Below are 21,923 nucleotides of genomic sequence, written 5' to 3'. Positions count from 1 at the left end.
CCGGCGGCGCCCGCGCCTGAGCGGTCCATGGGCGATCAAGAGCTCGAGCGCTGGCTGTACGCCCGGCGCTCCCGACAGCCCCTGGCCAAGACCTTCCCCATGCTCGACGGCTTCGTCGCCGCCGTAGTCGCCGGACCTTCGATGGATGACCCGACAGCCTGGATCGGCCCGTTGCTGGCGGTCGAACGAAGCGCCTTCGACACGGGTGGGACGCCGGAGTTTGCGGCGATCAAGGCCGTGGCTGACCGCTTCAACGCCATCGGCGTGGACCTGCAGGGCGCCGCCCTCAAGCCGCGTCATCGCGGCAAGGCCAATGGCGACATCGACGCCAGCGACTGGTGCGAGGGCTTCGTGGCCGCGGTGAACCTCCATCGTGCAGCTTGGAGCGACGCTCTCAACCCGGACAATCAGCTCAACGGCCTGATGCTGCCCATCATGCTCCACTGCAAGGACGGCCTCGGCCGTCCCCTGCTTGGCCCACCGCGGCCAGGCCAGGAAACTCAAATCTTCCTCAAGCAGGCCTACGCAGACATCCCCATGTGCGTCGCAGCCATCCGTGAGCACTACCACGTCATCTGGTACGATGATCCGCGGCACGCATCCCGCCGCCGCTGAGCGGCTTTACCGCGGCGAGAGACTGCGCCAACAAGATCCGATCGATATCGCCAGGAGGGCTGCCATGTCGTCGCTGTCTCCGCGCCTGAAAGCCCTCGAGCGCGAGCTCGACGCCCTGGGCGGTGAGGCGATGACGTTGAGCGAGCTGGATGGGCTCCTCACGGGCCTCATCGTCTGTCCAGACCTGATCATGCCCCATGAATGGCTGCCTCTGGTTTGGGGCGATGAAGAGGATGGCGAGGAGCTCATCTTCGACTCCCAAAATCAAGTCCAGGCGCTGATGGGCAGCGTGATGGCGCACTATAACGCCATTGCTGACACACTCAGCCGGTGCCCAGCCAAGTACCGCCCCATCCTCGAGATCGACGAATGCAACGGGGACGTCCTCTGGGAGGTCTGGGCCGATGGCTTCAACCAGGCCATGGCTCTGCGGCCCGGGGCTTGGACCGAGATCCTCTCGGACGATAACCACGTCAGTCTGGCCCTCGGAATGATGGTCATCCTGACCGATATCGCCAATGGTGACTCCGACTTGCCAGAGGCGGAGATCGAGAAATTTACCCTCCATGCTCCAGCTGTCATCCCCGAGCTGGTCCAGGCGCTGAATGCTCGCCGCCTCCAGCGCCGTGGCGACCCAGCCCCGTCCCCCGCCCGCCCGGCCAAGGCCGACCGGAACGAACCGTGCTCTTGCGGCTCCGGCAAGAAGTACAAGAAGTGCTGCGGACTCAACTGAACCGGCCGAACCCTACCACGCCGCCAAGCATCGCCGAGCCCGCGCACCGGCGATAGGTGGGGTGCTGGCGCCAGTTACGTCCCATGACCGCTGCGCGGAATGTAGAGCATCCCGTTTAGGATCGCCCGCCGCGGCCATTTCAGCGCCCGGCCAAGCCGCGAGACCGCCGGAAGAAGCGGCTCAAGAACCGACCATTCCGCGTCCGTCAGATCGCTTGAATACCGCAGGCCTTTGCGGGCATGCTTCCTTCGGGTGGTGTCGGTCCACATGTGACGCTCCGTTGATGCTTCGCAACACCAACTGAATCACAAGTCACTGATATCACCCAACTTCTTTTCGGGGTACACACTCAGGCGCGGCCGAACCAGCGGCGACAGGCGCGGCTGAAGCTGGTGGGCTCGGCATAGCCTAGGCGCTCGGCGATCTCCGCGTGGGAAAGCTCGCCGGCGTCTAGCAGTCCGGCCGCGCGGCGGCGGAGCTCGGCGTCGAGGAGGGCGCGGTAGCCGGTTCCGGCCTCGGCCAGTCGGCGCACCAGGGTGCGGCGGGAGACGCCCAGGGCGCGGGCGGCGGCGGAGGCGGTCAGGCGGCCGGCGGAGTGGGAGACCAGCAGGCGCTCCAGGCGCGGGCGCAGGTCGCCTGGCCGTTCCAGCCGGGCCAGGGCGGTCTCCAGCTCCTCGCGGGCGCGGGCGTGCAGGGACTGGTCAGCGAAGGGGGAGGGGGTGAGCAGGAGGGCGGCGGGGATGAAGACGCTGTCGGCGGTCCCGTTCCAGGCGACGGCGCAGAGGAGGGCGCGGCGGACGTCCTCGGCGTAGGTCGGCTCGGGGTCCCGGAAGGCGACCAGGAGTCCGGGAGGGGCGGCGCCGATGATGACGGCGACCAGGGAGACGACGCCGGAGAGGGAGGATTGGGCCAGGTTACGCTGCCGGGCGGGCGATAGCTCGGCCACGTAGCGCATGGCCAGGGTCAGGCCCCGGCGGCTGCGGCTGGCGGCGAAGTCGATCACGGGGGCGCGCACCCGGCCATAGGCGGCGACGATCTGCATGGCGCCCTCCAGGTCCGGCGCGGTGAGGGCGGCGACCCCTAAGGCGCCGTGGGAGGCGTGGCTCCAGACCTCGGGGCGAAAGAAGACCCAGCCCTCGCCCAGGAGGGCGTCGAGATTGTCCAGCTGGCGAAGCTGGCTCTCGACATCGACCTCGGCGGCAGTGGCGACAGAGGATGGGGTGTCGGCCGCCTCCAGGCCCGCCAGCAGAGCGCGGCGGCGGGGATCGCTGTCGCCGAAGCTGCGCTGGAGCAGGCGGAAGTAGCCGGCAGGCATGAGGCCGCTGGAGGCGGGCGCAGGGGCCGGAGCCGTCGGCGGGAGCTTGGGCGGCGTCATGGGGAAGCACCCTGCGCCCTGTGGCGCAAAATGCCAACTCTTTGGCGCACGGCGTTCTCGCCGTGGACCGGGAAGCGGACTTAGAAAGGAGGCAATGTCCGGCAATCCATCGACGCACGGGCCGTCGGTTCATAGGGAGGAAGACCATGGCTGACGGCAACGCCGGCGCGCCTATCGAGGACGCGACCTCAATCGCTCTGGAGGATATCGACGTCTCCAACCCGGCTCTGTGGGCCGCCGACAGCCACTGGCCCTATTTCGCGCGCCTGCGGAAGGAGGCCCCAGTCCACTACTGCAAGGCGTCCATGTTCGGACCCTACTGGTCGATCACCAAGTACAACGACATCATGGCGGTCGACACCAATCACCAGGTGTTCTCGTCGGAGGCGGCGTTGGGCGGCATCGCCATCATCGACCAGGGCGCCGAGCTTCGCCTGCCGATGTTCATCGCCATGGACCCGCCCAAGCACGACGCCCAGCGCAAAGTGGTCAGCCCCATCGTCTCGCCGATGAATCTCGCGACCATGGAGCCGCTGATCCGCGGCCGGGTGCAGCAGATCCTGGACGGCCTGCCGCGGGGCGAGACCTTCGACTGGGTGGACCGGGTGTCGATCGAGCTGACCACCCAGATGCTGGCGACCCTGTTCGACTTCCCCTTCGAGGACCGCCGCAAGCTGACCTACTGGTCGGACATCGCCACCACCATCCCGGCGCCGGGCATGCTAGTGGAGACCGAGGAGGAGAAGCTTTCGATCCTCATGGAATGCCTAGGCTACTTCATGCGCTTGTGGAACGAGCGGGTCAACGCGCCGCCGCGGGGCGACCTCATCTCCATGCTGGCACACGGGGAATCCACCCGTAACATGAGCCCGGAGGAGTATCTGGGGAACCTCATCCTGCTGATCGTGGGCGGCAACGACACGACTCGCAACTCGATCAGCGGCAGCGTGCTGGCCATGCACCAGAACCCCGGCGAGTTCGCCAAGCTGAAGGCCAACCCGGACCTCATCCCCTCCATGGTCTCCGAGACCATCCGCTGGCAGACGCCGCTGGCCCACATGCGCCGCACCGCCCTGGAGGACTTCGAATTCTCCGGCCAGACCATCAAAAAGGGCGACAAGGTGATCATGTGGTACGTTTCGGGCAACCGCGATGAGACGGTGATCGAGCGGCCGGACGAGTACATCATCGACCGCGAACGGCCTCGGCAGCACATGTCCTTCGGCTTCGGCATCCACCGCTGCGTGGGCAACCGGTTGGCCGAGCTGCAGCTGAAGATCATCTGGGAAGAGATCCTGGCCCGCTTCGACCGCATTGAGGTGATGGTTGAGCCCGAGCGCGTGCCCTCGCCGTTCGTGAAGGGCTACCTCAACCTGACTGTCCGCATCCCCGCGTAAATTTCAGTCGAGCCCCAGGAATTCCATGACCAAGATCACCTATGTGATGTTCGACGGGGGCGAGCGCGCCGTCGACCTGAAGACCGGCGTCAACCTCATGCAGGGGGCGGTGGCAAACAACATCCCCGGCATCGACGGCGACTGCGGCGGCGCCTGTGCCTGCGCCACCTGCCACGTCTATGTGGATGCCGCCTGGCTGCCCAAGGTCGGCCCGCGCACAGCCATGGAGGACTCCATGTTGGAGTTCGCCGAGCATGTGGAGGCCAACTCGCGCCTGGCCTGCCAGATCACCGTCCGCGACGAGCTGGCGGGGATGGTGGTGCGGCTGCCGGAAGCGCAGCACTAGCCCGCCGCGCCGTGATGTTCTTCTACCGGTGCCGAGCCTGGCCGCCGTCCAAGGTCCAGTAGTGGCCCTGGAAGAGCTGGTCGTAGGACCGGTCGATGGCCACGCTCAGGTAGCGGCAGAGGGCCGGGTTGTGAGAACGCCTGCAATGTTTGTCCCCCTGAGGGGCGGTTTTCCCTTCGAAGCCTAGGTCGTGGCCAGGATTTAACCGTCACCGGAGGAGGATGGCGATGGCGGCGAGGGTGACGAAGCCCATGAAGTTGGCGAGCAGCTTGTCGTAGCGGGTGGCGACGCGCCTGAACTGCTTGAGCTTGTTGAAGAAGCGCTCGACGCGGTTGCGCTCCTTGTAGAGGACCTTGTCGTGGCGGGAGACCGCCGCGCGGGACTTGGTGAAGGGGATCACCGGCTCGGCGCGGGCTTGGCGGATTGCGGCGCGGAAGTGGTCGGCGTCGTAGCCCTTGTCGATGAGCACGTGGCTGGGTCGGAAGCCATCGATCAGGGCTGCGGCCTGGCCGAAGTCGCTTGCTTGGCCGGGGCCGCCGAGCAGTCGCACCGGATCGCCGAGGCCATCGGTGCTGGCGTGGATCTTGGTGCTCGGGCCGCCGCGGGAGCGGCCCAGGCCCTGGGCATGCGCCCCCCTTTTTGCCACCGGGCTCCGACGGCGTGCTGGTGGGCGCGCACGATGGTGGAGTCGACCATCAGCCACTCCATGTCCGCCTCTCCGCTCAAGGCCTGGAAGATTTCGGCGAACACGCCGCGCTCGATCCAGCCGTAGTAGCGCTGCTTCACCTTCGAGAGCTTGCCGAACCGCTCGGGCAGATCGCGCCAGCGCCCCCCGGAACGGGCCATCCAGAACACCGCTTCCATGAAACGGCGGTTGTTGCTCCGAGGGCCTCGCTTGCCCTTGTAGCCGCCCGGCATCAGCGGCGCGATCCTCGCCCACTGCCCATCTGTCAGACCGTCAGAATCAGGCTTCACACTCAAGGCTGACCTCCAAAAATCAGCCTTGAATCACGATCCGCCCTCAGCCGGGAATCCCCCAGCCGTTAAATCCCGACTACGCCCTAGCCCCCCTTAGCTGTGATTTTGGTTGCCCCTTCCGGGTGCTGGAGCGGGTGGGGGATGACGGGCGTGGAGACGATTGCGCGGATCCGGTTCGAGCATTTCCAGAACCGCAAGGGGATCAAGCGGATCGCCCGTGAACTGGGGGTGGCGCGCGACACGGTGCGCAAGGTGCTGCGGTCCCAGGCCACCGAGTTCAGCTACAAGCGGGCGACCCAGCCCTTGCCGAAGATGGGGCCATGGGTTGAGACCCTGACCGCGATCCTCGAGGCCGAGGCCAAGGTCCCCAGGCGGGAGCGGCGCTCCACCCAGCGGCTGTTCGAGGAGCTTCGTGGTCGCGGTTACGACGGCGCCCACGACAGCGTGCACCGGTTCGTCAAGGCGTGGCGCGCCGAGCACGCCAGGGTGCCGGTCCATGCGTTCATCCCCCTAAGCTTCGATCCGGGCGAGGCCTACCAATTCGACTGGAGCCACGACGCGATCAAGCTGGCCGGCCTGCCAGTGACCGTGAAGGCGGCGCATATGCGGCTGTCGTTCAGCCGGATGTCAAACGGCGCGCAATTGGGACCCCCTATCGGCGCCGAATAGGGACCCCTCTTCGATCCCGGATCAGCGGCGAGGCGCGTAGCCATCAGCGAGCGCAGCGCGTCGCCGCGGGGTGAGCCACGGGCGGTTCAGCTGCGCCCGGAGGGGGGTCTGGGGGGAGGTTGAACGGATTGTGGATAACTTGGCGGGCGGCGCTGGATCAGTTGCGGTTCCTGAGCCGCCAGCTGTCGTTGCCGGTCTCGACGATGTCGCAGTGATGGGTCAGCCGGTCGAGCAGCGCCGTGGTCATCTTGGCGTCGCCGAAGACGGTCGGCCACTCGCCGAAGGCCAGGTTGGTGGTGATGATCACCGAGGTCTTCTCGTAGAGCTTGCTGACCAGATGGAACAGCCGCTGGCCGCCGGACTGAGCCAGCGGCAGGTAGCCCAGCTCGTCGAGCACCACGAGGTCGAGCCGGGAGAGCTGGGCGGCCAGGGTCCCGGCCTTGCCGCGGCGGGCCTCGTCCTCCAGCTGGTTGACCAGATCGACCGTGTTGAAGTAGCGGCCACGGGCGCCAGCGCGCACGACGTTGCCGGTGATGGCGATGGCCAGGTGGGTCTTGCCGGTGCCGGTTCCGCCGACCAGGACGATGTTGCGATGGTTGGCCAGGAAGGCGCCGGCGTGCAGTGAGCGGACCAGGCCTTCGTTGATCGGCGCGCCCTCGAAGCTGAAGGCGGCCAGATCCTTCATCACCGGCAGCCTGGCGGCAGTCAGGCGATAGCGGATCGAGGCGGCCTGGCGATGGGCGGTCTCAGCCTTGAGCAGATCGGCCAGGATCTCCATGGCCGTGCGGTTGCGTTGCAGGCCCGTGGTGACCGTCTCGTCGAAGGCCCCGGCCATGCCCTTCAGGCCCAGCTGGGCGAAGGCCTCGATCATCTCATGCCGCTGCATGGGAGCCTCGCAGCTGATCGTAACGGGCGCAGTCGGCGATGGGCGGATGGCGCAGGGCCAGGGCCTCGGAGGTGGTGATCGGCTGGGGCGCTGGCGGCTCGCGCCGGCGGGCCAGGATGTTGAGGATGACCTCGTCGCTGGCGGCCCCGGCGTCGAGGGCTTCGCGGACGGCGTCGTCGACCGCGTCCAGGCCATCGTCCAGCACCGCGGCCAGCACGCGGACGAACCGCCGGTCGGCCTCGTCGCCGCGGCCCAGCTTCTTCCTCAGCCGGGTCAGGGCCGGCGGCAGCGACCAGTCCAGGAACGGCGCGCCGTTGCGCAGGGCGCCGGGCTTGCGGGCCAGGACCGGCAGGTAGTGCCAGGGGTCATAGATCGTCCGGCCCCGGCCGAAGCAGCGGGCGTGCTCGGCCACCACCTCGCCGGCGCAGCGCACGACGATCCGATCGGCGTAGGCGCGCACCTGGGCCGTACACTTGGCGGCCTTGGCCATCACCGAGTAGCGGTTGCGGTCGAAGGTGATCAGGCAGGTCCCGCTGACGGCGTGCTGGGCCTCGTGGAAGCCGTCGAACGGGGCCAGGATCGGCTGCAGCGCCGGCCGCTCGGCCTCCAGGGCCTGGGCCAGGGTGATCCCGTCCTGCTCCGGATGCGGATGCAGGCGCGCCCAGCGGCGGCACTCGGCTTCCAGCCAGCCGTTCAGCTCTTCCAAGCTGGTGAACCTCAAGCGTGGCTTGAAGAAGCGGTCGCGGCTGATCTTCACCTGGTTCTCGACCTGACCCTTCTCCCAGCCCGAGGCTGGCGTGCAGGCGGTCGGCTCGAACATGTAGTGGTCGGCCATCAGCAGGAAGCGACGGTTGAAGGTGCGCGCCTTGCCGACGAACACCGCATCCACCGCGGTCTTCATGTTGTCGTAGATGCCCCGGACAGGCACGCCGCCGAAGAACACGAAGGCCCGCTGGTGGGCGTCGAACACCATCTCCTGGGTCTCGCGCGGATAGGCCCGCAGATAGATCGCCCGCGACGCGCACATCCGGACATGGGCCACCTTCACCCGCAGCGGCTGGCCGGCGATCTCCACGTCCTCGTGGCTGAAGTCGAACTGGAACGCCTCGCCCGGCGCAAACAGCAACGGCACGAACGCCGTGCCGCCATCGCCCGGCGCCGCCTTGGTCTCCTCGCGCCAGCGCGCCGCATAGCGCCGCACCGAGTCGTAGGAGCCGTCGTAGCCCTCCCGGACCAGCAGGTCCCAGACCCGGGTGAGCTTCAGCCGGTCCCGCCGGGGCCGCGCCTCGTTCTCGACCAGCAGCTGCTCCAGCCGCTCACGCACCGGCCCGATCTTCGGAAACGGCTGCGTCGTGCGCTGATAGCTGAACGCCCCTTCCTCGGCCCGGATCGCCTTGCGCACCACCTTGCGCGATAACCGCAGGTCCCGACAGATCGCCTTGATCGGCTTGCCCGCCGCGTACTCACGGCGAATCCGAACCACAGTCTCCACCACCAACATCCCGAACTTGACCGCCTGGCTGAACCCAAGCGGCCGTGCCTAAGCCATCGGAATGAGGGGTCCCTTTTAGGCGCCGATCACCCCGCTAAGGGGGTCCTTCTTCCACGCCGCTGCACAGCCAGTATCTCCGCCAGCGCCGGGGTGTCGGCGGGAAAGTCCTGGGGACGCATCAGGCCTGACACCGACACGACAAATCCGCGGGCTTCGCGGGCGATGAAGCGGGTCAGGTCCTGGGTGTTGTGTAGGCCGCCTGGCCACGCGGCGATGTGCAGGTCTTCGCCCTGCGCATAAAGGGCGGCCCTCGAGAGCGGCATCCAGTTTTCGAAACAGTTCAGGCCGCCCACGCGAAAAGGCGCAAGATCGTGCACGCGCAAGCCATGGCCGTCGCCCTGAGCCCATGCCATACGCTCTTCGTAGGTCGGCTGCAGTTTGCGGTGAACCGAGCCGATGCGGCCTTCGGCGTCGATATAGACGAGGCTGCAATAAAGGCTGTGGCCGCCCCGGTCGGGCGCGCGCTCCATCACGCCGATATAGATCGACAAGCCATGCTGCCGGGCGACCGCCTGGAGCGGTTCGAGATCGCCGCGCTCGATCACCACGCCCTGATCGAGATACTCGGCGAATATCGCCTTCTGCTTTGGGTTGTCGAAACGGGCGCCGTCCGTTCGCTCGATCCAGAACGGATAGCCGGGGGCCAGGGCTTCGCCGAAGACGACAAGACGGCATCCCTGCGCCGCCGCCAGCTCCGCAGCGGCGCATGCTTTTTCAAGGGTCCGGGTCCGCTTGAACCACACCGGCGCAATCTGGGCGACGCCGATGACGAGGACGTCTTGGTCTCTCCCGGATTCGGACGCTTTGGTTCGGAGGATTTCCATAGTCATGCCTTTCCGCCAGGGCCTAGGTCGCGAACAAGGCGGCATCGCTGCCGAATGCCTTGAACTCCAGCGCATTGCCGGATGGGTCCAGGAAGAACAGCGTCGCCTGTTCGCCCGGTTGGCCTTTGAATCGCACGTGGGGCTCGATGAGAAAGTGGACGCTGGCCGCCGTCAGACGCTCGGCCAGCGCCTCCCACGGCCCCATCTCCAGCACCACGCCGAAGTGGGGGACCGGCACGTCGTGACCATCAACAGGGTTGTGGACCTCCGCCAAAGTCTTGTCCGGGTCCAGATGAGCCACGATCTGGTGGCTATAGAGATCGAAATCGACCCAGGTCTCGGCGCTGCGCCCCTCGGGGCAACCCAGCAGCTCCCCATAGAAGGCGCGCGCAACAGCCAGGTTATGGACGGTGAACGCGAGATGGAATGGGCGCATGAACTCACTCGATTTGGATTTGCGCGGTAAGCTTTAGGCTGGTCAAAGCGCATGATATAGCTCGTGTCTATTCAGTCATACATGACCAAAACTCATGAAAAGCGATCCATTGCAGAACCTGAGCGATGCTCAGGTGCTCTCCGCTCTCCCGGCTTTCGAGGCGGCGGCCAGGCTCGGAAGCCTCACCCGAGCGGCGCGAGAATTGGGCGTGACGCAGAGTGCGCTGTCGCGTCGCATCACTACGCTGGAACGCGGATTAGGCGTCGCGCTGTTCTCCCGCCGCGGTCGCGCCATCGCGATAACGGGTGATGGGTTACGCCTCGCCGAAGCCGCCGGCGAGGCCATGCACCTGATCGAGCGCATGCGGGCGGATCTTAGCGGTTCCATCGCCGGTTCAATCCGCGTCGGCGCTTTGCCATCCATCGGAGGGCTGTGGCTCGCACCCAGAATACCGAGCTTCCTGGCAGCCCACCCAGCTGTCGCCGTGTCGATGGTCATAATCGACGCGGATTTTGCGGACGCCCACAAGGATCCGGTCAACTGGGATCCATCTACGGTCGACGTGGTCCTGACCTGGGGGCGCGGCGGCTGGCGATCGTTGTCCGTGCGCCGTCTGGCCAAGGAAACGATGACGCCGGTCTGCTCGCCCGCCTTCGCCGAGGCCTATGGATTGGACCAGCCGGCGAATATCTGGCGATCGCCGCGGCTAGCGCACACGACCCGCGCCGACGCCTGGCGCGCCTATGCGCAGGCGACAGGGGTTGAGATTCCCGGCGACGTCCCGCCCATGAGGCTCGAACTCGAGCATTTTTTCATGTTACTGGAGGCGGCGCGAGCGGGGGCGGGCCTGGCCCTCCTGCCGGATCTTTTCGTCGCGGCGGATCTCGCATCCGGGCGTCTCGTCGCGCCGGCGCCAGCCTGGGCAACCGGAGCCGTCTACGCCGCCGTGGCGAGCCCCAGCGCCCTCACGAGACCCGTGGTTGCGGCCTTCGTGGACTGGCTCGGCGAGCAGGCGGCCCGCGCTGAGGTCATTTTGCACGGATGACCGGCTGATTTTGTTTCGGCCTATCGAACACCCGCCGGTCGGTCAGTTGACCACTATAATACATTCGACGCCAACGCGGCAGGCGCAACGTTCATGGTTTGTCCGCTTAGCGTGTTTTCCTGCCCGTTCTATGGCGTGACCCCTTCCTGATGCCGAACGCCCGCGAATGCCGGGCTACCCCACGATTGAGACCCTCACGCGCTCGGGTCAAGCACCTTATTTATATAAAAAGTGCCTGATGTGCGATTATCGTCTTTAATGCCCGCGCTTAATCCGCGGCCGGCGCAGGAGCCGCGCGAAGCCGACCAGCCGTTGATCAAGCAAGCTTGCCCGTTCCGCCAAATAGCCGCTGAGCTCGACGTTCACCGGCAGATCTTTGGCTTCGGCGGCGACCTCGTCCTTGGGAAGCAGATAGTCACCGAACCGCCTGTAGGCCCGCGAGCCCTTGACCCAGGCATCGCCGGATTTGAGGCGGTCGTGCAAGGTCGCGAGTGCCGCAGTCTCCTAAAGGCGCCTGGAAATCTAGCCGCGCCCAGGCTTCACCAGCTGCTTCCAGCGCTTTGAAGCGAACGGGAGGGGCGCATCGGCGGGGATTTCGCACCGGCCTGTCCTATTGAGGTCCCGCAGGATGGCCAGCGATTTCAGCGGCGGCGCGGCGGCGGTCCCGGCTTTGAATCGCTCATGCTCAAAGAACGTCGACGCAAATCGTAGGAGCACCCCGTAGCGATCCGCCGCGCTGACCAGAAGATCCTCGGCTGCGAAGGTGGCCAGTGCAGCGACTTTCGGTTTGGCCTCGAGGAGCTTAGCCCAGCCCACCTGGGCTTCGAACCGGTCGATGGCGTCGCCGCCAGCCGCCAGCGCCTGATCGACGGCCTCGATGACGCCGCTGAACAGCCGCATGAGCTGAGCGACCTCGCGACTGCTGGCCTGATATTTCCGCTCGGCGCTGCGACGACCCCTGGCGAGTCAGCGAGCCCACCATGTTGTCGAACATGTCGACGGCCGCGTCGTTGAAACGCCATTCGAGGTCGACGAGCCGGGCCACGACCGTCGCCCGCCGGCGCCTTCCCGAGCATATTGATCGAACCGGCGCTCGTGAGCTATGAGCGCCCAACATGATCGACGTGCCGAAAGATTATGCCCAAGGTTACCAATGGCGACGGAGGTGATAGCGATCCTCGCCGCGACTTGCATCGAGCCCTGTGTTCAGCCGGCAGATACTCCCCCGTCGAGCCATCCGAGGCCCAGCGCCTTCTGAAGCGCGACATAGTCTGCCGTCAAACCGGCCGTGGCCGCGGAGAGACCGTCCTCAGCATCGATCCGATGTCGCTCTGCGCCGAGCGCATCGATGAGCGATGCCCTGCCGGCTCGGTAGTTCTGCTGCGTCAAATTGGCTGACCGATCGGCGGACGCCTTCGCCCGCGCGAGAATCGCGACGGTTGCACGACCGGCTCGGAACCGCGCCAAGGCGTCTTCCGCGTCTCGTAATGCCCCGAGGACCGCCGCGTCATACAGGGCTTCGGCTTCGTCACGCGCCGACTCGCGCTGCCTGATCTGCCCTTGCACGCGACCAAAACTGAGTATGCTCCACTGCAATGTCGGAGCGCCCAACGCGACGAAATCATCGAGATGCGTCAAGTCGGAAGGTTGCGTACCGCCGATCCCGATGACGCCCATCCAACTGAGTCGCGGAAACCTGGCGGCTTCCGCGCCCCCTATCCGAGCGGTATCGGCGGCGAGCCGGCGCTCAGCGGCGCGCACGTCGGGCCTCCGCCTGAGCATGGCTTCCGGATCGCCGATGGCAAAGGCGGCGGGCGGCAGCGGCGCCGGGCGGGGCGGATCGAGCATTGCATCAAGGGCGCCCGGCTGCTCTCCGCAGAGCAAGGCGAGGGCGTTCATATAGCCCTCGGCCTGGGCCACGAGTGGCGCCATCCTGGCATTGGCGGTCTCGAACTGCATGCTGAGCCGTTCGACATCGAGCGCGGAAGCGACGCCCCTTTCGAACTGCTGGCGCGTGAGGTCGAGCATCTGCTGCTGGAGTTCCACCGACCGTCGCGCCAACGCGATCCGCGTCTGTGTGGCTCGAAGGCCGATATAGGCATGGGCGACCTCGGCGGTCAGGCTCACCTGCGCGTCAGCCAAAGTGGCCTCAGCGGCTTGCGCGGTCGCTGTCGCGGCTTCGCTGCTGCGCCGCCTCCCGCCGAACAGGTCGATCTCCCAGCTGGCGTCGAAGGCGGCGGTATATAGATCAAAGGAACTCTCCTCGGTTCCGACCAGAGCCGGGATCATGGCGCCGGCAGCGCCGGAGCCGCTCTCTGGAACGCGGCCATGGCCAGCCAGCGCACCGGCGACGACGTTCGGCGCCGCGTTGGCTCGCTCGATGCGCAGCATGGCGCGCGCTTGACGCAAGCGGGCCTGGGAAGCCGCCATGTTCGGATTTGCACGCAGCGCCCGCTCTTCAATTCCGTCAAGGATAGGGTCATCCAGCGTCTCCCACCACCGGGCAACGAGAGGCGTTGCGATGACGGCGGTGTCCCCCATGCGCACGAAGCGGGATGAAATCCCCTTGTCCGGTGGGCCGACATAGTCGGGACCGACCGTGCAGGCGGACAGCACAGGAAGCAGGGCGAAGAGCCAATAGGTGCGCATGGGCATCTCTTTGCTTGGCGACCGCACACTTGCGCGCGAGGTCCGCTGAACGGCGTCACATCCCGGCTTCGGTTCGGCTCGGGACCGCCAGCCAATCTGACGACACCGAATCTGCGGCCTAGACAACGCTGTGACGGGCAGATAGTTATCGACTTAACGGCCGTTCAACAAGGGGATGTCGGATTGACCGACACGCGTACCGCAATTCTCGATGCCGCCGCTCGGCTCTATGCGGCGGACGGTTATTCCGCCGTCTCCATGCGTGATGTCGCCGCCGAAGTCTCGATGACACAGGCTAACCTATACTACCATTTTCGAGACAAGGCGCAGCTGGTCGAGGATACGCTCGCGCATGTCCTGGTTACAAGAATGTCACCTCTGGATGATTTGTTCAAAACGACTTCTTCTCCGGAGTATAAGTTGCAGGTTTTTGTCGAGTGGTTCGTGACGCTCTTGTTTAATGATCTGATATTTACGCAACTGATGCTGCGCGAGTTGATCGACGGCGATATGGAAAGAGTCGCGCGCCTCTCGAGAGCGGTCTTCGACAAGCCGTTCTCGCTGATTGACGGGATCGTCTCAGCCTATTCGCCTGACAAGAACTCAGCCCTGACGACGGCGTCCGTCATCGCCCTCATCATCGGGCACGTCCAGATGGCGCGCATTCTTCCATATCTGTCCAGCGGCCACGCTGATCACGCCGATCCGAAAATCATCGCCGCACATGTTCTTTCCACCCTGCAGCGCGCGCTCAAGGACCAATCCGATGCCCTTTAGGGATCATGCGAAGAGGCGGACCTTGCCGGCGCTTGGCCTGGCGCTGACGATGCTGGCCGGTTGCGGAGAACACGGGAAAACAGTCGATCGGGAACCGTCGGCGGTGCGTCTGCCGACCACAGTGGTCCAGCGCGCCGATCTGCCCGATTTCGACGCCATTCCCGGCGCCGTCACATCGGACGACAGGGTCGATATTTCCTCGCGCGTCACCGGTTATGTGCTCCTGATCGCCGTTCATGAAGGCCAATCCGTCCGGCGAGGCCAGGTGCTGGCGCGGATCGACGCCAGAGAGATCGATGAAGCGATACGACAAGCGCGCGCCGGTCTTTCAGCCGCCCAGGCCGACCTTGCCCACGCCGAAGAGGATGTCGTCGCTCAGGAACCGCTGGCGCAGACGGGTGCGATATCGAGAGATGTGTTCCGTGGCGCCAGCTTGCGGCGTGACGTCGCGCGCTCGACGGTCGCCAGGGCGCAGGCCGCGCTTGGCGCCGCCGAGGCCCAGCGGTCTTATGTCACGATCGCCAGCCCGATCGACGGGGTTATTGTCGCCCAGTCCGGACAAGCCGGAGAGTTGGCGACGCCCGGGCGCACGCTCGTCACCGTGGAGGCGCGTCGCCGCCTGCTGTTCAAGATGTTTGTGCCGGAAGCCGATGTCCGGCGCATTGCCGTCGATGCGCCGATCGAGGTGCGCCTCGACGGCCTCGGCGACCGCACCCTGAGCGGCGTCGTGCGTGGCATCGTACCGTCGGGCGATACCACAACGCGGCGCTATGAGGTGGATATCGCACTGCCGCCGGACCCCGGTCTCATGCCGGGCATGTTCGGCCGCGCCCGGCTCGTGACCGGCCGAAGGCAATCGCCCCGGGTCCCGGCCAGCGCCATCGTCGAGCGCGGGGGACTGATCGGTGTTTTCGTGGTTGGGAAGGACGGCCGCGTCGCCTTCCGGTGGTTGCGGACGGGCAAGGAGGCGGACGGATACGTCGAGATCGCCTCGGGCCTGGTGGGCGGCGAGACGATCCTGGCTCGCGCCGATGCTTCTGTGCGTGACGGCGCGAGATTGGTTCAAGGGCCGCGAACGCGATGAGTGTTCCTCGGCTGAATCTGGCGGGGCGGCTGGCCAGCAGCTTCATCACATCCAAGTTGACGATCGTCTTCATCGTCGGCGTCCTGATGGCTGGCGTCTTCGCCGTTGCGCTGACACCGCGCGAAGAGAACCCGCAAATCGTCGTCCCTGGCGCGGTTGTCACCGTCGCGCTGCCGGGTGCTTCGGCGCAAGAGGTGGATCAGCTGATTGTCGGTCCTCTCGAAGGCATTCTCAGCGAGATGTCCGGCGTGGACCATACATACGGCGTCGCGCGCAATTCGCTGGGCGCGGTGCAGGTGCAATTCAAGGTCGGGGAATCCCCGGAGGATTCCCTCGTCAAACTCTACAATCGAGTGATGGCGAACCGCGAACGCCTACCGGCGGGCGCCGGGATTCCGACGATCCGGGCGGTGGATGCCGACGACGTTCCAGTTGTCACCGTCACGCTCGCGTCCAACGCCTATGACGACTATGGGCTCAAGCGCGTCGCCGATCGCATGGCCGAGCGTCTGCGAAGCCTGCCCGATGTTTCCGTCGTCAGCGTTCGCGGAGGCCGTGACCGGGAGATCGGCGTCGCTTTCGATCCTGAACGGCTTGTCGCCTTCTCCATCGCGCTGCCGCAGGCCTATGCGGCCATCACCGCCAACAACCTGTCCACACCGCTATCCGGGCCACTGCGCAACGGCAAGGTCGAGACGGTCCAGCTGCGCGGCGCGTTCGCGTCTGTCGATGACGTGCGCGATCTGGTCGTCGGGGTCCACGCCAGCCGACCGGTCTATGTGCGCGACGTCGCCATCGTCACCGACGGCCCTCCCATCGAAATCACGGCGCTGAGCCGGTTCGCCTTCGGTTCCGCCGACACGCGCGCCCGACATGCGGGCACGGGGGAAATGCCGGCGGTGACCATCGCCGTCGCCAAGAAGAAGGGCGCCAATGCGGTTCTCGTCTCCAGGAGCGTCGTCGATCGAATAGATCGGATGCAGCAATCCTTTGTGCCGAAGGGTATCCATGTCGTCGTGACCCGCGATGACGGGAAGAAGGCCGACGCCGCCGTCAATGTTCTGATCGAGCATCTGGCCATCGCGTTGTTCACGGTGAGCCTGATCATGGTGCTGTTCCTGGGCTGGCGTGAAGCGCTGATCGTGACGCTGACCGTGCCGCTGATCTTCTCGATCACGCTCGCCGCGGACTATTTCGGCGGCGTCACCATCAACCGGGTGACGCTCTTTGCCCTCATCCTTGCCCTTGGCCTGCTGGTCGACGCGGCCATCGTCGTCATCGAGAACATTCACCGGCACTATAACTCCGCCTCATCCTTGACCAAGCAACAGGCGACGATCCTGGCCACCAACGAGATTGGCAACGCGACCAATCTAGCCACCTTGGCGGTGATGCTGGTGTTCGGGTCGCTCTTTCTCGTGACAGGCATGGCGGGGGACTATTTCTATCCCGTCGCCTACAACGTCCCCATCGCCATGGCCGGTTCGATCGTCGTGGCCTATATCGTGACGCCATGGGCGGCCAATCGCTGGCTCCGCCGTCATCCCGCAGCTGATGGTGGCGAGCCCGACGATGGCCACGGCCATGGTCATCGCGATTGGATGCAGCGCCTCTATCTGCGCCTGATCGGTCCGCTCCAATTCAACCGACGGGCCCGTCGGGGGCTGGCCCTGGCCATCTTCGCCTTGATCCTCGTTTCGTCACTCCAGGGCGCCTGGCAGTTCATCCGTCCTTCCGGCGTCAGCGGCGCAGTCTCGCCGCTCGGTGTCGCGCTCGGCTTCATGCCGAAGGACAACAAGAACACCTTCAACATCGTCATCAGCATGGCGGAAACCACCCCCGTCGAGGAAACCGACCGAATGGTCCGTGAAATCGGCCGCTTGCTCTCCACCAATCCGAACGTCACCAACTATCAAAGCTGGATCGGACAATCGGGGGTCGTCGATTTCAACGGTCTGCTGCAGGGCACCGCCGACCGGCGGGGCGGCGATGTCGCCGAGATCCGGGTCAATCTCGTCGACAAGCATGCACGGCGCCTGAGCTCCATAGAGATCGTGCGGGCGATGCGGCCGAAGGTGGACGAGATCCGGGCCAGCTACCCTGGTGCGCGCGTCCGTCTGGTCGAGGATCCTCCAGGGCCGCCGGTGCGCGCGACGGTGCTGGCCGAGATATACGGACCAGAGTCCGAGGGACTGAGGCGCCTGTCGACCAAGGTCGAGACGGAGTTCGCCAGGACGTTCGACATGGTGGACATCTCGAACACCGAACCTGTCGACGTGGTCGAGCAGGTGCTGGTGCCCGACAGGGAAAAGGCCGCCCTCTCGGGCGTTTCTGTGGCGCAGATCGCCGAGTTGCTGCGGCTCGTCTATGGCGGTGACCTGGTCGGGCGGGCGCACCCGGCCGACGAGCGCAACCCGGTCGATATTCGCGCCTATGTCCCGCGTCGACACGCCGTCGATCCGACAAAACTGGACGGCCTGTTCGTGAACAACACGTCGGGTCAGCCCGTGGCCTTGTCCGAGCTGGTGAAAGTCTCATCTTCGACCGCCGATCGGCCGATCCAGCGCAAGGATAACGAACGCGTCGCCTTTGTCGGGGGCGAGTTGTCGCAAAGCGTACCGCTCTATGCCGTTCTCGATCTGAACCGGCGCCTTTCCGGCATCAACGGGCCCGACGGGCAGCCGCTTACGACCGGCAACCTGAGTTTCAACCCCCGGGCGCCCGACACCATCGACGGCTATCAATTGCTGTGGGATGGCGAGATGCGCATGACCCTCGATATCTATCGCGACATGATCGTCGCCCTGGGCGTCGCCCTGACTGCGGTCTATCTGTTGTTGGTGGCCTATTATCGGTCATTCCTGATTCCGATGATCGTCATGTCCTCCGTTCCGCTCGGGATCATCGGAATCTTTCCGGGCCACTGGCTTCTTGGGGTCGACTTCTCGGCCACGTCCATCATCGGGATCATCGCCCTGTCGGGGGTGGTGATTCGAAACTCGCTGCTGATTGTCGATTTCATCCAGGAGAATTTGAAGCAGGGCATGACGTTGGACGAGGCGGTCCGCATGGCTGGCGCCGTCCGGCTGCGCCCGATCATCCTGACGACCCTCGCCATCGTCCTTGGGTCGGCGATCATGGTGAGCGATCCCGTCTTCGGCGGTCTCGCCATTTCGCTGATCTTCGGGACGCTCGTGTCCACGGCCCTGACCGTGTTCGTTGTGCCCATCCTCTACCAGCTGAACGCAGTGCGCCGCCCAAAAGGCGCTGCGCTCAGTGAATGAACTGTGCGGGAAAGACTTCCCCCCGCTCAGCTATTTTTGATTTGGCGCAAAGACCGTGACGACGAAACCCGATACGCAAAAAGCCCTGAATTCACCGGAGACGCAGGACCATGATGCTCAAGAAGCTGCTGACCGTATCTGCGATGATCGGCGTCTTCGCAAGCGCGGGCTGTCAGGCCAAGAAGCCTGAGGAGGCCGCCAAACAAGCTGCGGAAGGTGCGCGTAGTGAATTCGACAAGGCAGCCTTGAGCGCCAAGGCGACCACCGAGAAGGCGCGAACGGCGACGCAGGCGGCGGTCGAGACAGCGACTCGCAATGCTGAAAGGACGCGCAAGGCGGTCAGCGTAGCTTCCTCGGAAGCATGGGCTGCGGCGGTGCAGGCGGCCCAGGACGCGCAGACCGCCGCCGCGCTTGCCGCCCGTCAGTCGAAAGAAGCCCACCGCCAGGCGGGCGCGGAGTCACGAGTCGCCGCGCAAGCCGCATCCGAGGCGGCAGGGACTGCGGCGAAGGCGGCTGAAGAAGCTTCCGCCCGGACGGCGGACGCGGCCAAGACAGCGGCTGAGGCCCGGCTGGACGCCTCGGCCCAGACTGTGGCTGCGGCAAGGGAGGCCGCCCGAAAGGCCGTCGAAGCCGCCGATAAGGCGGCCCTAGCCGCTAGGGAGGCGGCTCGAAAGGCCGAGGAAGCTGCCAAAGAGGAATCGGCCAAGGCTGGGTGAAGAGGCCCCGTAGAAATCTATACTTTTCCTCAAATCGCTGATCGAGAGGTTTCCCATGTCCGAATCCAACCGCCCCACTACGATCCAAGATAAACTGATGGCTGATGTGAAGCTTATCGTCGCCGATGCCGAGGCGCTTTTGCATGCCACCGCCGATCAAGCGGAAGAGAAGGTCACGGACTTGCGCGCGCGCCTTCAGGCAAACCTGAAGGCGGCCCAGGATCGACTTGCCGAGGCGGAAACGACGCTTATGGACGCGACCGCCGAAACCTTCCGCGCAGCCGTGGTTGCGTCTGCGTTGGCGACCTCGGAAGCCGCCAACAAAGCTTCTGAAGCTGCCGGGGAGGCAGCCCAGAAGGCCGAGGAAGCAGTCCAAAAGGCGGCCGAGTTTGGCAAGGACGCCGCGAAGCACGCTGCTGAAGCCGCGAGAGATGCGGCTCGGAAAGCGGCGGCGGCAGCCAGAGAGACGGCTGTCAAAGCACTGGATGCGGTGGGGAAAATGGCCAGGGAGGCCAAAGATCTTATCAATTAGTTGCTTCATGCCCCGGCCCGATCGGGATCACTCCGCAGCGTCTTTGACCCAAGTGACCGCATTCGCGCGATCATTGTTGAATATGCGGCGCTCGCCTCGTCCGAAGGCGATCCTCGAATGGTATTCGATGCGGGTTCGGGACACCAAGTTTGGTACCCCTCCGGTGAAGTGAGGTGGCGCCGGTTGTTCGGACAGTTTGGCGGCCTGGCTAAGGTCGGTTCGGGTTCATTTTACGCCGCCAGTTTGCGCTCGGGTTTAGCCCTATCCGGGGCGAGCCCCGGATAGGGCGGCTCCTGGATTTGTCCATAGACCTCGTCGGGGGTGGCCCCGGCAAGGGCCGAGTGAGGCCGGTTGGTGTTGTAGTAGCCGATCCACCGGGTCAGCCCCGCCCGCAGCTCCGATCCGGTCTCGAAGGCGTGGATGTAGACGCATTCGTATTTGAGGCTGCGCCAGAGCCGCTCGATGAAGACATTGTCCATCCACCGGCCGCGGCCATCCATGGAGACCCGCACGCCGGCGTCCTTCAGCACGTCGACGAAGCGGGGGCTGGTAAACTGGCTGCCCTGGTCGGTGTTGAAGATCTCCGGCGGCCCATAGCGGGCCAGGGCCTCCTCCAGGGCATGGATGCAAAACTCAGCGTCCATGCTGTTGGACAGCCGCCAGGACAGCACCTTGCGGGTCGCCCAGTCCATCACAGCCACCAGATACAGGAAGCCCCGCCGCATCGGGATATACGTGATGTCCGAGCACCAGACCTGGTTGGGGCGGTCGATGGTGAGGCCGCGCAGCAGGTACTTGTAAGCCCGGTGCTCGGGGTGCGGGATCGTGGTGCGCGGCTTCTGATAGATCGGCGCCAGACCCATCTTGGCCATCAGCCGCCGCACCCGCATCCGGCCCACGCCATAGCCCCGCCGGCGAAGATGCCGGGCCATCTGGCGCGAGCCGTACCAGGGGGTCTCCAGGAACGTCTCGTCGATCAGCCGCATCAGCTCCAGGTTCAGCGGGGTCTCCCCCGCCGGCTGGTAGTAAAACGCCGATCGGCTGATTGACACCAGCGCGCACTGCCGCTGGATCGACAGCCGGGGATGGTCGGCCTCGATCATCTGTCGCCTCCGGTCCATGCTCAGCGACCGAAGGCTTTGGACAAAAAATCCCGCTCCACCACCAGCTGGCCGATCTTGGCGTGTAGCTTGTCGATCTCGCCTTCACGGGCGCCTTCGGTGGCCTCGGCCTTGCCGGAGAACACCCCGGCCAGCCCCTCGACCGCCTGTTTGCGCCAGGCCGCGATCATCGTCTGGTGGACGCCGTGTTTCGTCGCCAACTGCGACAGGGTCAGCTCACCCTTCAGCGCCTCCAGCGCCTCCAGCGCCACCTTGGCCTTGAAATCAGCCGAGTACCGCTTCCGTTTTGACGTGACCCCCTGAAACTCCTCCAGAAATAATTAGAGTCCGCCCCAGGAAAGGGACGGACGAATGAAGCGATCACGGTTCACGGAAGAACAGATTATCGGGATCCTGCGCGAGCAGGAGGCGGGCGTGCCGGTGGCGGAGCTGTGCAGGAAACACGGGCTCAGTTCGCCGACCTTCTACAAGTGGAAGGCCAAGTACGGCGGGCTGGACGTGTCGGAGGCGCGGCGTCTGAAGGCGCTGGAGGACGAGAACGCCAAGCTCAAGCGGATGCTGGCCGACGCCATGCTCGACAATGTGGCGCTGAAAGACCTGCTGGGAAAAAAGTGGTGACGCCCGCCGCGCGTCGGGAGGCCGCGGCGTACCTGCGCCAGGCCTACGAGATGAGCGAGCGGCGGGCGTGCCGGGTTCTGGGCGCGGATCGCATGAGCGTGCGCTACCAGGCCACGCGGCCTGACGACGATGTCCTGCGCGAGCGGCTCAAGGTCCTGGCCCAGGAGCGTCGCCGGTTCGGCTATCGCCGGCTGCACGTGCTGCTGAGGCGCGAGGGCCATGCGGTCAACAAGAAGCGGGTCCAGCGGCTCTATCGCGAGGAAAGGCTGTCAAACGGCTTGCAAAA

General features: G+C 65.5%; 20 protein-coding genes and 3 pseudogenes. 12 read left to right on the top strand and 11 right to left on the bottom strand.

All coding sequences use genetic code 11. From position 1 onward, the window contains the following. Positions 1-27 precede the first annotated feature (27 nt). Together C5708_RS15520 and C5708_RS15515 are read left to right on the top strand one after the other, a co-directional pair. The gene (locus C5708_RS15520) at positions 28-615 is read left to right on the top strand and encodes a YecA family protein (protein WP_242922540.1); all 588 of its coding nucleotides are present in this window, start codon (positions 28-30) and stop codon (positions 613-615) included. Between the two features lie 64 nt (positions 616-679). Next, complete coding sequence (locus C5708_RS15515; RefSeq protein ID WP_242922539.1) at positions 680-1,348, top strand: UPF0149 family protein; 669 nt, start codon at positions 680-682, stop codon at positions 1,346-1,348. An 86-nt stretch (positions 1,349-1,434) separates the two neighbouring features. On the opposite strand, the pseudogene C5708_RS15510 reads toward C5708_RS15515, so the two are convergent. Together C5708_RS15510 and C5708_RS15505 are read right to left on the bottom strand one after the other, a co-directional pair. After that, positions 1,435-1,617: pseudogene (locus tag C5708_RS15510) on the bottom strand (transposase); the annotation flags it as partial. A gap of 80 nt (positions 1,618-1,697) precedes the next feature. Then, positions 1,698-2,663, bottom strand: coding sequence for an AraC family transcriptional regulator (locus C5708_RS15505; protein WP_242922538.1), 966 nt, complete (start codon positions 2,661-2,663; stop codon positions 1,698-1,700). Positions 2,664-2,869: 206 nt separating this feature from the next. Here C5708_RS15505 and C5708_RS15500 point away from each other — a divergent pair, with 206 nt between their 5' ends. Next, positions 2,870-4,120: a cytochrome P450 gene (locus tag C5708_RS15500; protein WP_242922537.1), complete on the top strand. Its 1,251-nt coding sequence runs from the start codon at positions 2,870-2,872 to the stop codon at positions 4,118-4,120. Between the two features lie 25 nt (positions 4,121-4,145). Next, positions 4,146-4,466: a 2Fe-2S iron-sulfur cluster-binding protein gene (locus tag C5708_RS15495; RefSeq protein WP_242922536.1), complete on the top strand. Its 321-nt coding sequence runs from the start codon at positions 4,146-4,148 to the stop codon at positions 4,464-4,466. Between the two features lie 208 nt (positions 4,467-4,674). On the opposite strand, the gene C5708_RS15490 is transcribed toward C5708_RS15495, so the two are convergent. Then, positions 4,675-5,384, bottom strand: a protein-coding gene (locus C5708_RS15490; RefSeq protein WP_242922549.1) for an IS5 family transposase whose coding sequence is annotated in 2 segments (ribosomal slippage) — positions 4,675-5,093 and positions 5,093-5,384 — 711 coding nt in all. Because the reading frame shifts where the segments join, the coding sequence is not laid out codon by codon here. Positions 5,385-5,585: 201 nt separating this feature from the next. Between C5708_RS15490 and C5708_RS15485 the strand changes: the two are divergent. Beyond that, positions 5,586-6,071: pseudogene (locus tag C5708_RS15485) on the top strand (IS21 family transposase); the annotation flags it as partial. Positions 6,072-6,270: 199 nt separating this feature from the next. Here C5708_RS15485 and istB read toward each other — a convergent pair. The 4 genes from istB to C5708_RS15465 form a co-directional block, all read right to left on the bottom strand. After that, entirely contained in the window at positions 6,271-6,999 is a 729-nt protein-coding gene (gene istB / locus C5708_RS15480) for an IS21-like element helper ATPase IstB (RefSeq protein ID WP_242922535.1), read from the bottom strand. Beyond that, positions 6,986-8,500: an IS21 family transposase gene (istA, locus tag C5708_RS15475; RefSeq protein WP_242922534.1), complete on the bottom strand. Its 1,515-nt coding sequence runs from the start codon at positions 8,498-8,500 to the stop codon at positions 6,986-6,988. Before istA ends, istB begins: the two co-directional genes overlap by 14 nt. Positions 8,501-8,577: 77 nt before the next feature. Next, a complete protein-coding gene (locus C5708_RS15470) occupies positions 8,578-9,381 on the bottom strand; it encodes a nitrilase-related carbon-nitrogen hydrolase (RefSeq protein WP_242922532.1) in 804 nt (267 codons plus the stop codon). Positions 9,382-9,397: 16 nt separating this feature from the next. Next, on the bottom strand, positions 9,398-9,811 hold the full coding sequence (locus C5708_RS15465; protein ID WP_242922531.1) for a VOC family protein: 414 nt from the start codon (positions 9,809-9,811) through the stop codon (positions 9,398-9,400). A 94-nt stretch (positions 9,812-9,905) separates the two neighbouring features. On the opposite strand from C5708_RS15465, the gene C5708_RS15460 reads away from it, so the two are divergent. Continuing rightward, the gene (locus C5708_RS15460; RefSeq protein WP_242922529.1) at positions 9,906-10,856 is read left to right on the top strand and encodes a LysR substrate-binding domain-containing protein; all 951 of its coding nucleotides are present in this window, start codon (positions 9,906-9,908) and stop codon (positions 10,854-10,856) included. 255 nt (positions 10,857-11,111) lie between these two features. Here C5708_RS15460 and C5708_RS15455 read toward each other — a convergent pair whose 3' ends face one another. From C5708_RS15455 to C5708_RS15445, 3 genes are all read right to left on the bottom strand, one after another. Then, positions 11,112-11,339, bottom strand: coding sequence for a hypothetical protein (locus C5708_RS15455; RefSeq protein ID WP_242922527.1), 228 nt, complete (start codon positions 11,337-11,339; stop codon positions 11,112-11,114). 39 nt (positions 11,340-11,378) lie between these two features. Continuing rightward, positions 11,379-11,756 (bottom strand): hypothetical protein, encoded by a 378-nt coding sequence (locus C5708_RS15450; protein ID WP_242922525.1) that lies wholly within the window; start codon positions 11,754-11,756, stop codon positions 11,379-11,381. Between the two features lie 306 nt (positions 11,757-12,062). Further along, positions 12,063-13,505: an efflux transporter outer membrane subunit gene (locus C5708_RS15445; protein WP_242922523.1), complete on the bottom strand. Its 1,443-nt coding sequence runs from the start codon at positions 13,503-13,505 to the stop codon at positions 12,063-12,065. A gap of 183 nt (positions 13,506-13,688) precedes the next feature. Between C5708_RS15445 and C5708_RS15440 the strand changes: the two genes are divergently transcribed. The 5 genes from C5708_RS15440 (at position 13,689) to C5708_RS15420 (ending at position 19,898) form a co-directional block, all read left to right on the top strand. Next, positions 13,689-14,282: a TetR/AcrR family transcriptional regulator gene (locus C5708_RS15440; protein ID WP_242922521.1), complete on the top strand. Its 594-nt coding sequence runs from the start codon at positions 13,689-13,691 to the stop codon at positions 14,280-14,282. Positions 14,283-14,304: 22 nt separating this feature from the next. Beyond that, positions 14,305-15,366 (top strand): efflux RND transporter periplasmic adaptor subunit, encoded by a 1,062-nt coding sequence (locus tag C5708_RS15435; protein WP_242922519.1) that lies wholly within the window; start codon positions 14,305-14,307, stop codon positions 15,364-15,366. After that, the gene (locus C5708_RS15430) at positions 15,363-18,650 is read left to right on the top strand and encodes an efflux RND transporter permease subunit (protein ID WP_242922517.1); all 3,288 of its coding nucleotides are present in this window, start codon (positions 15,363-15,365) and stop codon (positions 18,648-18,650) included. The genes C5708_RS15435 and C5708_RS15430 overlap by 4 nt, the downstream gene beginning before the upstream one ends. Positions 18,651-18,760: 110 nt before the next feature. After that, a complete protein-coding gene (locus C5708_RS15425; protein WP_242922515.1) occupies positions 18,761-19,366 on the top strand; it encodes a hypothetical protein in 606 nt (201 codons plus the stop codon). A gap of 55 nt (positions 19,367-19,421) precedes the next feature. After that, positions 19,422-19,898: a DUF883 family protein gene (locus C5708_RS15420; RefSeq protein WP_242922513.1), complete on the top strand. Its 477-nt coding sequence runs from the start codon at positions 19,422-19,424 to the stop codon at positions 19,896-19,898. 230 nt (positions 19,899-20,128) lie between these two features. On the opposite strand, the gene C5708_RS15415 is transcribed toward C5708_RS15420, so the two are convergent. Further along, positions 20,129-21,333, bottom strand: a protein-coding gene (locus C5708_RS15415) for an IS3 family transposase (RefSeq protein WP_242922547.1) whose coding sequence is annotated in 2 segments (ribosomal slippage) — positions 20,129-21,051 and positions 21,051-21,333 — 1,206 coding nt in all. Because the reading frame shifts where the segments join, the coding sequence is not laid out codon by codon here. Between the two features lie 37 nt (positions 21,334-21,370). Here C5708_RS15415 and C5708_RS15410 point away from each other — a divergent pair. Next, positions 21,371-21,923: pseudogene (locus tag C5708_RS15410) on the top strand (transposase); the annotation flags it as partial.

Source organism: Caulobacter sp. CCUG 60055 (assembly GCF_022750545.1).
Taxonomy (GTDB): Bacteria; Pseudomonadota; Alphaproteobacteria; order Caulobacterales; family Caulobacteraceae; genus PUIC01.
The sequence above is the reverse complement of the archived record's forward strand: the minus strand, read 5'-3'. Positions and strand labels throughout refer to the sequence as shown.

Excerpts from the sequence above, each read along its gene's own strand:
- C5708_RS15495 (WP_242922536.1), top strand. The coding sequence starts at position 4,146 with ATGACCAAGATCACCTATGTGATGTTCGACGGGGGCGAGCGCGCCGTC.
- C5708_RS15460 (WP_242922529.1), top strand. The coding sequence starts at position 9,906 with ATGAAAAGCGATCCATTGCAGAACCTGAGCGATGCTCAGGTGCTCTCC.
- C5708_RS15465 (WP_242922531.1), bottom strand. The coding sequence starts at position 9,811 with ATGCGCCCATTCCATCTCGCGTTCACCGTCCATAACCTGGCTGTTGCG.
- C5708_RS15520 (WP_242922540.1), top strand. The coding sequence starts at position 28 with ATGGGCGATCAAGAGCTCGAGCGCTGGCTGTACGCCCGGCGCTCCCGA.
- C5708_RS15445 (WP_242922523.1), bottom strand. The coding sequence starts at position 13,505 with ATGCGCACCTATTGGCTCTTCGCCCTGCTTCCTGTGCTGTCCGCCTGC.
- C5708_RS15420 (WP_242922513.1), top strand. The coding sequence starts at position 19,422 with ATGTCCGAATCCAACCGCCCCACTACGATCCAAGATAAACTGATGGCT.
- C5708_RS15470 (WP_242922532.1), bottom strand. The coding sequence starts at position 9,381 with ATGACTATGGAAATCCTCCGAACCAAAGCGTCCGAATCCGGGAGAGAC.
- istA (WP_242922534.1), bottom strand. The coding sequence starts at position 8,500 with ATGTTGGTGGTGGAGACTGTGGTTCGGATTCGCCGTGAGTACGCGGCG.
- C5708_RS15500 (WP_242922537.1), top strand. The coding sequence starts at position 2,870 with ATGGCTGACGGCAACGCCGGCGCGCCTATCGAGGACGCGACCTCAATC.
- C5708_RS15505 (WP_242922538.1), bottom strand. The coding sequence starts at position 2,663 with ATGCCTGCCGGCTACTTCCGCCTGCTCCAGCGCAGCTTCGGCGACAGC.
- istB (WP_242922535.1), bottom strand. The coding sequence starts at position 6,999 with ATGCAGCGGCATGAGATGATCGAGGCCTTCGCCCAGCTGGGCCTGAAG.
- C5708_RS15450 (WP_242922525.1), bottom strand. The coding sequence starts at position 11,756 with ATGCGGCTGTTCAGCGGCGTCATCGAGGCCGTCGATCAGGCGCTGGCG.
- C5708_RS15430 (WP_242922517.1), top strand. The coding sequence starts at position 15,363 with ATGAGTGTTCCTCGGCTGAATCTGGCGGGGCGGCTGGCCAGCAGCTTC.
- C5708_RS15515 (WP_242922539.1), top strand. The coding sequence starts at position 680 with ATGTCGTCGCTGTCTCCGCGCCTGAAAGCCCTCGAGCGCGAGCTCGAC.
- C5708_RS15425 (WP_242922515.1), top strand. The coding sequence starts at position 18,761 with ATGATGCTCAAGAAGCTGCTGACCGTATCTGCGATGATCGGCGTCTTC.